Source organism: Neptunicella marina (assembly GCF_014270035.1).
Taxonomy (GTDB): Bacteria; Pseudomonadota; Gammaproteobacteria; order Enterobacterales; family Alteromonadaceae; genus Neptunicella; species Neptunicella marina.
On sequence record NZ_JACNEP010000013.1, the window covers coordinates 58,729 to 71,345 of the forward strand.

Sequence of the window (12,617 nt, forward strand, 5' to 3'; positions counted from 1 at the left end):
TGTAAAAGACCAGATATTTATATTTTTCATTCATTTTTCTATTTAATATTGAGTACTTACTATCATGGTTGGCATTTAAAATATGTTTTATGTAATGATAAAAATCATCAGGTCAGAAACTATTTGCGAGAAGGGAATATGAGTCGAAGATCCAAGTTCACAACAGCCAGTCATGCATTGGTGTTAAGCACACTGTTGATTGGGGGCTGTAATCAAACATCATCTCCTGACGTTTCCCCCGGCACAGGCTCAAAACATGATGTCGTGGAAATTGCTAATGGAAAGTTACAGGGCATCACACAGCAAAATATCACGGTTTTTAAAGGTATTCCTTACGCGCAGCCTCCAGTAAAAGGTAATCGCTGGCGTGAACCTCAACCTGCCGCCGACTGGCAGGGCATACGTAATGCGACTCAGTTTGGCCATGACTGCATGCAGAAACCCTTTCCCAGTGATGCGGCACCTTTGGGTCAGACACCGGCCGAAGACTGTTTATATTTAAATGTATGGACACCTAACGACATACAAAATGCCGCAGTGGTGCTTTGGATCCATGGTGGTGGTTATGTCAATGGCGGCGCCTCACCAGCCGTTTATGATGGCAGCGAGTTTGCCAGACAAGGTGTGGTATTTGTCAGCTTTAATTACCGTTTGGGGCGTTTTGGATTTTTCGCGCACCCGGCGTTAACAGCGTCACAGCAAGGTCCGATAGCAAATTACGCTTTTATGGATCAAATTGCCGCACTGAAATGGGTTAAAAACAATATAACAGCCTTTGGTGGTAATCCTGAAAAGATCACTATTATGGGTGAATCAGCAGGTGGAGGATCAGTGCACACCTTAATGCAGGCGCCAGCCAGCAAGGATTTATTCCAGAGCGCGGTGATTATGTCTGGTGGAGGGCGTTCCCTAATGGGTGAACGCAGTATAAGCGAAGGTACAGAGCAAAATCCTTCTGCCGAACAAATCGGCATAAACTTCGCGGCAAAATACGCGATTGAAGGTAACGATGAAAAAGCCCTTCGCCAGTTGCGCGCACTTTCTGCGGAGCAGGTTGTGGATGGTTTAAATTTAACTGCACTATTCACCCCCACTCAGGGTAAACCCACCTATGTTGGTGGTCCGCTGTTAGATGGTGAGATTATTCGGGGTAGTACTCAACAAATGGTCACCGCAGGTAAGGTGGCGCATGTTCCGGTTATGGTTGGCACCACCAGTCAGGATATCGGTTATCAATATGCAGCCAGTAAAGCCGGACTGTTTGATACCTTTAGTGAACATGCGCAGCAAGCGCAACAAGCTTATGATCCGGATAATAACTTACCACTGCAGTTATTGAGTTCTCAGGTTGGGCAGGATCGCAGCATGCAGGAACCAGCTCGCTTTTTTGCAACACAAATGACCAGACTGGGTGAGCCCGCTTATCTGTATCGCTTTTCCTATGTGGCGAATGAAATTCGTGATGGTCAGGGTGCGCAACACGCCACCGATATCCCGTTTTTCTTTAACACCATAGAACGTAAATATTCAGCACTTACCGCGCAGGATAAACAAGCAGCACTATTACCATTCCGTTATCTGGTTAACTTTATTAAAACCGCTAATCCCAATGGAGGTGGTTTACCTGAATGGCAGGCATTTCAACCTGATAGAGCGAACATAATGAACTTCAGCGCTCAGGGTAATGCTGTACATGGTGAAGATCCATGGAAAGCCCGGTTAGATGCGGTGGCCGCCTCAGCTCAATAAATCATCTGTGATAAAAAGCCGCAACAATGCGGCTTTTTTCATGCTAAATATGCTTTCTTACATCAATGTTTTAAACATCACGTAAGCATCAACAAAACCTAATGATTTGCTGTTATAAGCGTTAGGTATAGTGCCCACAATATCGAAGCCATGCTTTTTCCATATACGTATGGCGCCCTGATTGCTGGACACCACAAAATTAAACTGCATCGCACGATATCCAAGCGACAGCGCGTGTTGTTGAGAATGCTCGCACATTTGTGATGCTAACCCCCGTCCACGGGCTTCTGGTGACACAATATATCCGCAATTACACACATGGGATCCCGGCCCCGGATGATTGGTTCTCAGATAATAAGTACCGACCAGATTGTGGTTAGCATCTTCCACCACCCAGCAATATTCAGGCATCTCCACCCAAACTTTTTTGGCTTGTTGTTCACTGATATCTGTTGCAAATGCATAGGTCTCACCAGCAGCAAATACAGGCTGTAAAAGCCGCCAAAGAGGAGGCCAGTCCTGCGGGTGATAGGGTCGAATTGAAAAGGTCATTATATGTCTGGTGAATAAATACGAAAGGCATATTGCCTTGCCGCAGTTCTGCCTTCAAGTCAGCTGAATGACTTTTTCACAGCTAAGGACGAAACTTTACATTTAATGCTTTGATAAAGGCCTGTTTATCCGCAGGAGAAATCAGCACATGTTTATTATCTGCGTAATATATATCGAGACGGTCGAGTGACAAAGCCGGGCTGGAAACAGGATTTTTGGACGGTTTAATCGCGTAAATATCTGCCAGTCGAATTGTCCACTTAAATGGACCGCTCTGAATTAACAGATGGCTGTGATTAATTAAATAACGGGTTGAACGAATCAGCCACATTGGCGCGACAACGCCCATAATAAAAACAAACAGCGCAATGCCCAACGACACAATATCAGCTGACTGGGAAACAATTTTTAACACTGCACCAAAACTCATAACCGCGGTGCCATAGATAATCACCATTAACCACAGGTCTTTTTTTGAACTAAACTTGTACATTGATTCCTCCTTGAATACGGCGACAACATTGATCTGTTGTGCTAAACCGACTTCCGTAACGGTATGTACTCTGGTTTGTGCCAAACTGCCGCTTTACGTCCCGCTCCGGCAAAGGCATAACCTCGCCCCGTTTGCCTGTTCTCTAATTGATTTGATCCCCAGCAACACCAAATACAATCACCATAAACAGCTTTTTAAGCATAGCGCACTTTTCCTTAAGATTTCCTTTACGCCATCCTGACAAAGGGTTGCTGATTATAACGGTGTTACCAGCGGGCAGTTTCTCCCGCCCTTTATCAGGTTTAAATTAGGGTCTGCTGAACTTTGCTGTATAAATTTTGTTCTAACTAAACGCTTTTTAATCGCGGCGCTTATTTGCAGGCCTAATGTATTAAGTCAAAAATAGGCAACAAAGAGTAAAAAGCGTTTAGGACGAACCCTTCGGGCAACGTTTGCGCGGCATTTTTACTACTTCAGCACTCATTCATGTAGAACAACTACACCACAATCGTGCCTCATTGTTTAAATACCGCGCAATTCGTTGCAAAAGCATACAGCAAAGTTCAACAGACCCTAGCGTCCCATAGCCGATAACGTTGCGAAGATAATAATACCGATTCCAATCACTGACGCCGCAACATATAAGCCAATGGACTTATGAGCTGCAGTCTCCCCGTACGGATTGGTGCCTGATACAAAGGATTGTACTTTACTCAGTCGTTTGTAACTCATCACAATGACAGGTAACGCAACTATGCTGCCAGCACATTCAATCACCAGTAATGGTAACGACATTGGTGTAGGTGACACAGGAAAGATTTTTGCCAAATCAAGCAGATACACCAGCAAATAACTAATGCCACATGCCAGTGCCAGCGAGTAACTCCAGTGGCGCTTACGGTACACTCCGTAAGCAACAAACAAGCTGCCCATGCCTAGAATAGTCAAAAACGCATTAAACAGTCCCAGAATTACTGGCGAAATATGCGAGAAGTCGCGAATTTCTATCGGTCCGCCGGGGACTAAAATACTTAACAGCAGCATAGAAACCACAAGCAAAATAGAAAGATGACGATGGGAATGGTTTGTCACAATTGCCTCCTGCACGGCGTTACAAACATAATCAATAAAATTAAGTTTGGCATTAAGCGGGCTAATAAGCTGTAACAGTATGTTTTAAATCGTAATCCATGAACTCAACACATTTAGCTTTTAACAAAGGACTGAATTTGCTGCATATATTGATCATATCCTTGCCCATTGAAGTGGGCGGAATAGCGATTCATAAAACCGTGTTGATACTGACATTGCGCCACTTGCACCAACGCTTTACGTTGCAGTTTTTGCATAAGCTGAGGCACACTAAAATGTTGCTCCGAAGCCGGAAAAATTAATCTGACTGGAAACTCAGGCTCAACGTCAGCGTGATGCCGAATTTGAGAGCCATAAAAACCTAACGCTTTATCAATATTGGTAACTTGAGGATCAGATGACAAACACCAGGTCACCGACGCGCCCATGCTAAAACCAACTAGTTGGCAATTATCACCGGCCTGTTGAACCTGACATTTTAGTTCGGTGAGATAACGCGCTAAACCCACATTCCGGCTAAAATAGTCATACGCCTGCGCTTCATCAGCAAACTGCATATCTCGCCCCTGATACGGATCAACAATAACAACATCATCATCAATACTATCTGCGATGCACTGCAAGGCATTGGTATAACCAAAAATATCCGCAACAACAATAATCACATCAACCTCTTTTTAACCAACTTGCGTATTCTGGCTGTGTGTCTTTTAAATCCAGGTACAACCACACCATACGATCAACAAACCATGCTTTAAATAACATCACCCATAAATTCCCCAGCACCACAGCCCAAATATTTAAGGTAACCCAACCATAAAATAAAATCGGTACACCAATGGCAGTAAAAAGCTGTAATAACAGGCAAACATGCTGATGATGTGTTGGTAAGTCTTTTTTATCGGTAGCCAGAAAAATCCGTTCACCAAAGGTGCCCATGGATGCCCAGTTATTTGTTGTTTTAGGTGGCCCAAACAATCGAGGGTTTAGCCAAGTCCACAACAAACATAAAGCGATAGCGATGACACAATACCAGCCTATCCATTCACGTGACCATATAGCGAGACTGAGCAGCGGTAAAATAGAAAAACGTGAATAGACACTTTTGGGATTGGCATGACGAGCCCATGCATTTTCATCCATCAGCATGGTGCTCTGTGCCCATTGAGTAAAATCCATTTAACCGACAGTCCTTAAAATTATCTCTAACTGAAAACCAATAAAAACGGCGTTAAAGCGGTTTTTGACCAATAAACTGGATGACACAGGCTTCCCCCGTGTGGAATTTACCTTCAACAATATTGCGAGTGACTTCCTGCAACACAACAGGTGTTAGTGTTGGCCATTCGGTTTGTATTTTTTCCAGCGACATCAACATATCGATATCCTTTGGTCCGCCAGTCTCTCGCTCTAATTGTTCTTCAGCATAAGCTTCTAAAATCAACAATCCACCCGGCTTTAAGCTTTGTTCAATCAATGGATACAGACGGTGACGAATAACACTGGGCAAATGTGCCGAAATTGAAACCACTGAACCATAAAGATTTGATGCTGGCATAAAATCAGCCAAATCAACCACTTCAGTTTGGATTGTCAGTTGTTTACTTGTGGCCAGCGCTTGCGCTTTTTGCAAGCCAACGGCTGAACTGTCCACCCCTAATACATCTAAACCTAAGCTGGCTAAATAGACTGCGTTACGCCCCTCTCCTTCGGCTAATGACAGCACAGGGCCTTTTATTTGTCCGGCATATTCACGTAAAAAATCGTTGGGTTCAGTGCCGTAAACATAGTCTTTATCCGCGTATCGTTGATCCCACATAAATGACCTCTTCAGGGTTGGGATGAAATATCGGTATTGAGCTTTCTCTCTTGTCTGGCGTCGTCAATACCTCCGGCGTTCTGCACATTGGTATAACCCGCTTCTTGCAGGGCTTCTAATGCCAAACCGGCACGACGGCCACTGCGGCAATACAAATGGATTTCAGTATTTTTATCCGGGTAGAGTTTGCCTAACTCTTCCACTATTTGTACATGGGGAATTTGAATATCCCCTTTTATGTGATCCTGTGCATATTCTTCATCGCTGCGCACATCTACCCAAACAGCCTGCGCCAGAGTAAACGTACTGAACAGCAATGTTGCCATAGCTAACATCAATTTTTTCATTGGATTTTCCTTTTAACAAAAACTCAAATACTGCCTTCTTGTTCAACAACTAATATACGTGCTTCACCCAACGGATGAGCGACATGCTCTGTACCAATCGATGCATAAAAAATATCACCGGTATTGAGCAAAGCAATTTGTTCTTTTGCTTGCTGTTTGTAGTGCATTTCAACCTGACCGTCGAGCACGACAAAAACTTCCTCTCCATCGTTGATATGCCATTTATAGGGTTTATCCGTCCAGTGTAATTTGGTGGTAATACCCTTCATATTGGCAATGGGTAACGAATCCCAGGCCTTTTTACCGGTAAAACTTTTACTTCTGATTATTTGCACCCAATTCCCCTTTTCATCCAGCCACGTCACTGACTTATATACAAAAACCCCAGATTGTAGATAAACACAATCTGGGGTTTTATCAGCCGTAAAACAAGCTGTTTAGTGCAACGTCACCTTAAGCAACATCAAATCGATCAGCGTTCATTACCTTGGTCCATGCCGCAACAAAATCGTTAACGAATTTTTGTTGGTTATCGTCCTGTGCGTAAACCTCGGCATAAGCGCGCAGGATTGAGTTAGAACCAAATACTAAATCCACACGACTTGCTGTCCACTTTGCTTCCCCCGTAGTGCGGTCGCGTAACTCATACACGCCATTGCCGCTGGGGCGCCAGCTGTATTTCATGTCGGTTAAATTAACAAAAAAGTCATTGCTTAAAACACCAAGATTGTCGGTGAAGACACCGTGCTTCGAGCCTGCATGATTGGTACCGATAACACGCATTCCACCAACTAGTACTGTCATTTCGTTTGCGGTCAAGCCCATTAGCTGAGTGCGATCCAGCATCAGTTCTTCGGCACTGACCGCATAGTCCTTTTTCAGCCAGTTACGGAAACCGTCATGCACCGGCTCTAAGTATTCAAAGCCTTCCACGTCGGTTTGCTCCAGTGTGGCATCACCGCGACCTGGAGTGAATGGTACTGTGACGTCAAAACCGCCGGCTTTTGCTGCTTGTTCCACCCCAATATTTCCGCCCAGTACAATCACATCAGCAATACTCACTCCGGTGTCTGCTGCAATTTTTTCATACACAGCCAATACACGCGCTAAACGCTCTGGCTCATTGCCCTGCCAGTCTTTTTGTGGGGCCAAACGAATACGTGCTCCGTTTGCACCACCACGCATATCCGAACCACGGTAAGTACGTGCACTGTCCCAGGCGGTAGTTACCATATCGCTAACCGACAATCCGGCTGCAATAATTTTTTGTTTAACTGCTTCCACGTCGTAGTTACTGTTACCCGCCGGAATTGGATCCTGCCAGATTAAATCTTCTTTAGGCACATCCGGGCCGATATAACGAGCTTTAGGCCCCATGTCGCGGTGGGTTAATTTAAACCACGCGCGGGCAAAAACTTCGGAAAAATACGCCGGGTCCTGGTAAAAACGTTCAGAAATTTTGCGATATTCGGGGTCAACCTTCATCGCCATATCGGCATCGGTCATAATCGGCATACAACGAATTGAGTCGTCTTCCACATCCACCGGTTTATCTTCATCTTTAATATCCACCGGCTGCCACTGCCATGCACCGGCCGGGCTCTTGGTTAATTCCCATTCGTGGTTTAACAGCATTTCAAAATAACCGTTATCCCACTGCGTCGGTTTGCTGGTCCAGGCACCTTCAATTCCGCTGGTGACAGTATCGCGACCAATACCTCGCTTAGTGTGGTTATTCCAGCCTAATCCCTGTTCCTCAATACCTGCGGCTTCTGGCTCTTTACCCAACAATTCCGCATCACCATTACCGTGTGTTTTACCCACGGTGTGACCGCCGGCTGTTAAAGCAACGGTTTCTTCATCATTCATCGCCATACGTTCGAAGGTCACACGAATATCGTGGGCGGTTTTTTGCGGGTCAGGATTACCGTCTACCCCTTCCGGGTTCACGTAAATCAAACCCATCATTACCGCCGCCAAGGGATTTTCCAGATCGCGTTCACCAGAATAACGGGTACCTTCACTACCCGTTGGGGCTAACCATTCTTTTTCAGAACCCCAGTAAATATCAGTTTCCGGTGCCCAGATATCCTCACGACCAAAACCAAAACCGAAGGTTTTTAAACCCATCGATTCATAGGCAATGGTTCCGGCATAAGCGATTAAATCGGCCCAGCTTAATTTATTGCCGTATTTCTTTTTAATTGGCCATAACAAACGACGCGCTTTATCCAGGTTGGCGTTATCCGGCCATGAATTAAGGGGCGCAAAACGCTGATTACCGGTACCTGCACCACCACGACCATCGGCCACACGATACGAACCCGCCGCATGCCAGGTCATACGGATCATCAAACCACCATAATGACCCCAGTCTGCTGGCCACCACTCCTGCGAGTCTGTCATCAGGGCGGTTAAGTCTTTTTTCAATGCTTCAAAGTCGAGAGTTTTAACTTGTTGGCGATAATCAAAATCGCTGTCCATTGGATTGGTTTTGACATCATGCTGATGCAAAATGTCGAGTTTTAACGCTTTTGGCCACCACTGCATTTGCGACATATCAGCCTGAGTAGCGGCTCCGTGCATAACGGGGCATTTATTTTGCGACATAAACGAATTCCTTACATTAGTAGAGTAATAAAGGCAAAGCCCGTGAAAATCTGTAAATTAGGGCGTGTTGATTTTTGGTATATGAATTTTGTTCAAGCTCAAAGCCTTTTGATCGCGACGCCGGGTTGCAGACCTAGTGGGTCTAAGTCAAAACCCGGTAACAAAGAACAGAAGGTTTTGAGTTGAACCCCTTTCTTTAAAACCGTGGGGGCAGTGTTTGTCGCGCATTTCTGCGGCGTTATCGCTCATTCATGTAGAATAACTACACGTCATTCGCTCTGCATTGTTTAAAGTCGCGACAAACTGCTGCAAAAACACATACCAAAAATCAACACGCCCTAAGTATTGGACAGATAACTGGATTTGTTAAATCGCTTATAACGAAAGAGTTGATAGTTAAAATCTATCAAAGAGGAGGGGTAGGATAGATATGGATTTAAAACAGTAAAAAATATATGGCTAAGATCTGCAAATTGATTACTTGCGTGCAGCAGCCACCATAGCTGAATAAAGCGTCAATTATTCTTTAGGATCCGTATTCTTTTTCTGTTTATTTTGCGTCGTAATCATTGCTGCACCTATAGCAATACCAATGCCAATTCCAAGAACGAAATTTTGCAAAGCAACACCTAACGCCACACCAATAGCCACTCCTACGCCTATACCGACAACGACTGGCTTTTCTGCCTTGCCAAACTGAGTAGTTAACTTTTTCATTTCAACTTCCGATTATATTTTTCGCGCTTTGATTGAATACACCAGGGGAACTTGCTGTCCTTTGTACAACATTTGATACCCCAAATTTGGCACAAACTCCAACCCATCAAAACAATTATATGGGCTAAAGGGATATTCAGAGAAAGACTCAATTGTCAATCCGGCAGCAATCAACGCACTTATCACTTCACTGATTGAATGGGACCAGGTCACTGTTGTAGATTTCGACCCATCACAGTTTTCGGTATTAGTGCCTTCCTCCTCAATATCAGGCTGCCCAGTTGGGAAATACGAATAACCCGATAACAAATCGTTAACTGTATGAAATTCAACAAGATGAAACTCACCGCCAGACTTTAGCGTGCTGGAAACCGTTTGCGCCCAGTCCTGCAAGTCAGGTAGCCAGCACAACACGCCATATGAGGTAAAGACGATATCAAATTGTTGTCTGTTTCCGTGTCCAAACTGCACTACATCACTTTGGATGAAATCTACATTCAGACCCAAAGACTGATTGAGTAAATTAGCTTGTTCGATAGCGTGAGAAGACAAATCAACCCCGGTAACCAACGCCCCCCGACGAGCCCAGGACAAGCTATCCTGACCAAAATGGCATTGTAAATGCAGCAGAGACTTGCCCTGTACATTGCCAACTTGTTCCAGTTCAATTGGATTTAATGAACACTTACCCTGTATGAATGACTCAACATCATAAAACTCAGATTCAACATGTATCTGAGTTCTTTTATCCCAGGCTTGTTTATTTACGCTTAAATAATCCATTTTGGTTTCGTATTTAATATCTGGCTTATTACGGCTGTTTATCAAATACTTTTACCCCTTCCGGGATTTGATACCAGTCCTGTTTTTCACTTACCCACACATGTGCAGTGGGCTGAATTAAACTGGTATCAGATAAATTGGAAGGCTTGAGTTTTAACGTATCAGGTTCAGCCGGATTAAAGTGATAAATACGGTTGCCGCAGGTGGGACAAAATTTGGCACCACTCACATTACCGCTGTCCGCAGTACGCTGCCAATGCGCCATATGACCATCAAATTGCACATCTTCGGTTCTGACCATAGCGGTAATGCTAAAGGCGCTGGTGGATAATTTCTGACATTCTTTACAGTGACAGGCCACAACCATTAATGGCGCGGCTTTTAATGTGTATTTAACCCCGCCACACTGACATGAACCTTCAACCGGGTATTGCATTGTTCCTTCCTTTGTTTTGTTCGCATATTCATTATTGACTGTGTTAACCGGCGAGTATCGGCTAACGCATTATTTTTTCCATCGCCTTGCCTTTGGCAAGTTCATCGATAATTTTATCCAGATAACGCACATTCTGAACCAGATTATCTTCAATCTCTTCCACCCTGATACCGCATATCGCGCCTTTAATTAGCTGGCAATTAGGATGTAATTGCGGTGCCTCGGCAAAAAATGTTTCGAAGGAAGATTGCTTAGCAATTTGCTGCTCCAGAGCAGTCTTATCGTAGCCGGTTAACCAACAGATAAGCTTATCCACGTCTTGTTGTGTGCGATTTTTGCGCTCGGCTTTTTGCACATACATTGGATAAACCCTGGCAAAGGTTAGCGCATAGATCCGATCGACAGAGTTCATTGGTTTTTCATCTGTTTAATCTGACTATTAAAAACCGAAGCGGAACTGATACCACCGGCAATAATAGCAAGTTGAGATAACAACTGAGGTACCACCATTGGTTTAGAGGTGTAAGCCACCACTCCTAACAAATGACCAGCATTAAAGATTGCAGCAATGATAATTAGCGGGCAAATAAACAGGGCGAATCCAGCCCATAAACGTTGTTGTAACATTTAAACATTCCTTATGTTTTGATTATTCCTGCCAACACCCTAACTGATTTTTGTGACGTCAGGGTGAAGTGACGTTGCCAGTTCATGATACATATCCGCCAGAAACACCGGCAATTCACCGACCGTAAATTCATTTGGAATAACCACATCGTTAACAGGTGCCATTAACCCTTGTGCTTTGGTAAATAGTAACCATTGTGACTCGCGCCGTTTCACTAACATGGGTATACCAAAAACATCAAATTGATACTGCTGCATTTATGCTATCTCGTCACCTAAGTTTTTTTGCAGAATGTTGCTGGCGATCCCGTCCAGACTGGTTTGGTTTTTCTTTTCCCAATATTGCCTGATGCCATCTTCACCTTTTTTATGCGACCAGTCAGTAAGTTGTTCACGTTCACCCACATAATCATAAAAGGGCACTGCCATACCACAGGAACTTTGCACCATATCGACATCCAGAATAAATATCTGCCGGGCCCCCGGATGCGCCGGAAACAAACTATAAAGTTGTGCCCATTGCTTATCGGTTTGATGAATGGCGCTGGCTTGTCCATACAAGCGCAGGATCAACGGATTACCTTCAAAGGCAGCAAACATAATGGTCATGCGTGGATGAGTTTGCACGTGTGCAGCAGTTTCATTACCGCTGCCAGTAACGTTTAGCCAGGCCACTTGTTTGTCGTTAAGAACACGGAATGAATCCATGCCTTTGGGAGAAATGTTCACTTTACTGCTGTCGGTTGCCGTGCCGACAAAAAACAATTTTTGCTGCTGGATAAACTCGATGTGTTTATCGTTCATGGCGGAAAATTGCTGGCCCACGTTGTTTGCTCCTTTAAGTTAGATTTGCAGTCAATTTGAATTGCCCGATAGCCAGCTAGCTATTAATTAATTTTAATGACCTAACAATAAGGGCCCTTCAATCGGAATATATTCGCTCGCGGCATTGATTAACGATACCGCGGTTAAATCAGGCACACCATACACTTGTACCTGTTTGCCTTTTTCGTTTTTAAGGTTATTCACCAGTAAATCAAAATCGCCGTCACCGGAGACCAACACCACCACATCAGCTTGCGGTCCATAATCCATGGCATCGATGGTAATCCCCACGTCCCAGTCACCTTTGGCCGAACCATCTGAGCGTTGAATAAAGGGTTTGAGTTTTACCTCGAAACCAATGGCTCGCAGAATATTCTGAAATTCCTGTTGTTTTTTATCCCCACGATCAATGGCATAAGCGATAGCGGTAACTATTTCACAGCCGTGTGTGGCTTGTTGCCAAAAACGGTTGTAATCAAAATTAGAGTGATAACGCTGACGCGTGGTGTAATACACATTTTGCACATCAACAAACAGTGCGACTTTTTTCATTACTGGCTCATCTTT

The 12,617-nt window shown here is 44.3% G+C and carries 18 protein-coding genes; 1 reads left to right on the forward strand and 17 read right to left on the reverse strand.

All coding sequences use genetic code 11. The features are described 5' to 3' along the window. Window positions 1-138: 138 nt before the first annotated feature. Complete coding sequence (locus H8B19_RS14505; RefSeq protein ID WP_186507610.1) at window positions 139-1,749, forward strand: carboxylesterase/lipase family protein; 1,611 nt, start codon at window positions 139-141, stop codon at window positions 1,747-1,749. 57 nt (window positions 1,750-1,806) lie between these two features. On the opposite strand, the gene H8B19_RS14510 is transcribed toward H8B19_RS14505, so the two are convergent. The 17 genes from H8B19_RS14510 to H8B19_RS14590 form a co-directional block, all read right to left on the reverse strand. Then, a complete protein-coding gene (locus tag H8B19_RS14510; protein ID WP_186507611.1) occupies window positions 1,807-2,301 on the reverse strand; it encodes a GNAT family N-acetyltransferase in 495 nt (164 codons plus the stop codon). A gap of 82 nt (window positions 2,302-2,383) precedes the next feature. Next, window positions 2,384-2,794, reverse strand: a complete 411-nt coding sequence (locus tag H8B19_RS14515) for a PH domain-containing protein (RefSeq protein ID WP_186507612.1) — start codon at window positions 2,792-2,794, stop codon at window positions 2,384-2,386. 573 nt (window positions 2,795-3,367) lie between these two features. After that, complete coding sequence (locus H8B19_RS14520; RefSeq protein ID WP_186507613.1) at window positions 3,368-3,886, reverse strand: DUF8051 family protein; 519 nt, start codon at window positions 3,884-3,886, stop codon at window positions 3,368-3,370. A 113-nt stretch (window positions 3,887-3,999) separates the two neighbouring features. Beyond that, entirely contained in the window at window positions 4,000-4,551 is a 552-nt protein-coding gene (locus H8B19_RS14525; RefSeq protein WP_186507614.1) for a dienelactone hydrolase family protein, read from the reverse strand. A gap of 1 nt (window position 4,552) precedes the next feature. Then, window positions 4,553-5,065, reverse strand: coding sequence for a DUF6653 family protein (locus H8B19_RS14530; RefSeq protein ID WP_186507615.1), 513 nt, complete (start codon window positions 5,063-5,065; stop codon window positions 4,553-4,555). A 52-nt stretch (window positions 5,066-5,117) separates the two neighbouring features. Continuing rightward, window positions 5,118-5,705 (reverse strand): class I SAM-dependent methyltransferase, encoded by a 588-nt coding sequence (locus tag H8B19_RS14535; RefSeq protein WP_186507616.1) that lies wholly within the window; start codon window positions 5,703-5,705, stop codon window positions 5,118-5,120. Window positions 5,706-5,716: 11 nt separating this feature from the next. Beyond that, window positions 5,717-6,052 (reverse strand): rhodanese-like domain-containing protein, encoded by a 336-nt coding sequence (locus H8B19_RS14540; RefSeq protein WP_186507617.1) that lies wholly within the window; start codon window positions 6,050-6,052, stop codon window positions 5,717-5,719. A gap of 23 nt (window positions 6,053-6,075) precedes the next feature. Next, window positions 6,076-6,387: a cupin domain-containing protein gene (locus tag H8B19_RS14545; RefSeq protein ID WP_186507618.1), complete on the reverse strand. Its 312-nt coding sequence runs from the start codon at window positions 6,385-6,387 to the stop codon at window positions 6,076-6,078. Between the two features lie 118 nt (window positions 6,388-6,505). After that, entirely contained in the window at window positions 6,506-8,662 is a 2,157-nt protein-coding gene (gene katG, locus H8B19_RS14550) for a catalase/peroxidase HPI (RefSeq protein ID WP_186507619.1), read from the reverse strand. A gap of 519 nt (window positions 8,663-9,181) precedes the next feature. Further along, a complete protein-coding gene (locus H8B19_RS14555; RefSeq protein WP_186507620.1) occupies window positions 9,182-9,379 on the reverse strand; it encodes a hypothetical protein in 198 nt (65 codons plus the stop codon). A 12-nt stretch (window positions 9,380-9,391) separates the two neighbouring features. Beyond that, window positions 9,392-10,162, reverse strand: coding sequence for a class I SAM-dependent methyltransferase (locus H8B19_RS14560; protein WP_186507662.1), 771 nt, complete (start codon window positions 10,160-10,162; stop codon window positions 9,392-9,394). 28 nt (window positions 10,163-10,190) lie between these two features. After that, on the reverse strand, window positions 10,191-10,598 hold the full coding sequence (locus H8B19_RS14565; protein WP_186507621.1) for a GFA family protein: 408 nt from the start codon (window positions 10,596-10,598) through the stop codon (window positions 10,191-10,193). A gap of 61 nt (window positions 10,599-10,659) precedes the next feature. After that, on the reverse strand, window positions 10,660-11,010 hold the full coding sequence (locus H8B19_RS14570; RefSeq protein WP_186507622.1) for a DUF2200 domain-containing protein: 351 nt from the start codon (window positions 11,008-11,010) through the stop codon (window positions 10,660-10,662). Next, on the reverse strand, window positions 11,007-11,225 hold the full coding sequence (locus H8B19_RS14575) for a hypothetical protein (protein WP_186507623.1): 219 nt from the start codon (window positions 11,223-11,225) through the stop codon (window positions 11,007-11,009). The genes H8B19_RS14570 and H8B19_RS14575 overlap by 4 nt, the downstream gene beginning before the upstream one ends. A gap of 39 nt (window positions 11,226-11,264) precedes the next feature. After that, complete coding sequence (locus tag H8B19_RS14580) at window positions 11,265-11,483, reverse strand: DUF7661 family protein (protein WP_186507624.1); 219 nt, start codon at window positions 11,481-11,483, stop codon at window positions 11,265-11,267. Continuing rightward, window positions 11,484-12,050, reverse strand: coding sequence for a pyridoxamine 5'-phosphate oxidase family protein (locus tag H8B19_RS14585; RefSeq protein WP_186507625.1), 567 nt, complete (start codon window positions 12,048-12,050; stop codon window positions 11,484-11,486). Window positions 12,051-12,122: 72 nt separating this feature from the next. Further along, window positions 12,123-12,602 (reverse strand): NYN domain-containing protein, encoded by a 480-nt coding sequence (locus tag H8B19_RS14590; RefSeq protein ID WP_186507626.1) that lies wholly within the window; start codon window positions 12,600-12,602, stop codon window positions 12,123-12,125. Window positions 12,603-12,617 lie beyond the last annotated feature (15 nt).

What these genes read in the sequence shown, in the direction of transcription:
- H8B19_RS14535 (WP_186507616.1), bottom strand. Translation starts at nt 5,705, where the DNA reads ATGTGGGATCAACGATACGCGGATAAAGACTATGTTTACGGCACTGAA.
- H8B19_RS14580 (WP_186507624.1), bottom strand. Translation starts at nt 11,483, where the DNA reads ATGCAGCAGTATCAATTTGATGTTTTTGGTATACCCATGTTAGTGAAA.
- H8B19_RS14565 (WP_186507621.1), bottom strand. Translation starts at nt 10,598, where the DNA reads ATGCAATACCCGGTTGAAGGTTCATGTCAGTGTGGCGGGGTTAAATAC.
- H8B19_RS14540 (WP_186507617.1), bottom strand. Translation starts at nt 6,052, where the DNA reads ATGAAAAAATTGATGTTAGCTATGGCAACATTGCTGTTCAGTACGTTT.
- H8B19_RS14530 (WP_186507615.1), bottom strand. Translation starts at nt 5,065, where the DNA reads ATGGATTTTACTCAATGGGCACAGAGCACCATGCTGATGGATGAAAAT.
- H8B19_RS14515 (WP_186507612.1), bottom strand. Translation starts at nt 2,794, where the DNA reads ATGTACAAGTTTAGTTCAAAAAAAGACCTGTGGTTAATGGTGATTATC.
- H8B19_RS14555 (WP_186507620.1), bottom strand. Translation starts at nt 9,379, where the DNA reads ATGAAAAAGTTAACTACTCAGTTTGGCAAGGCAGAAAAGCCAGTCGTT.
- H8B19_RS14560 (WP_186507662.1), bottom strand. Translation starts at nt 10,162, where the DNA reads ATGGATTATTTAAGCGTAAATAAACAAGCCTGGGATAAAAGAACTCAG.
- H8B19_RS14510 (WP_186507611.1), bottom strand. Translation starts at nt 2,301, where the DNA reads ATGACCTTTTCAATTCGACCCTATCACCCGCAGGACTGGCCTCCTCTT.
- katG (WP_186507619.1), bottom strand. Translation starts at nt 8,662, where the DNA reads ATGTCGCAAAATAAATGCCCCGTTATGCACGGAGCCGCTACTCAGGCT.
- H8B19_RS14575 (WP_186507623.1), bottom strand. Translation starts at nt 11,225, where the DNA reads ATGTTACAACAACGTTTATGGGCTGGATTCGCCCTGTTTATTTGCCCG.
- H8B19_RS14570 (WP_186507622.1), bottom strand. Translation starts at nt 11,010, where the DNA reads ATGAACTCTGTCGATCGGATCTATGCGCTAACCTTTGCCAGGGTTTAT.
- H8B19_RS14590 (WP_186507626.1), bottom strand. Translation starts at nt 12,602, where the DNA reads ATGAAAAAAGTCGCACTGTTTGTTGATGTGCAAAATGTGTATTACACC.
- H8B19_RS14505 (WP_186507610.1), top strand. Translation starts at nt 139, where the DNA reads ATGAGTCGAAGATCCAAGTTCACAACAGCCAGTCATGCATTGGTGTTA.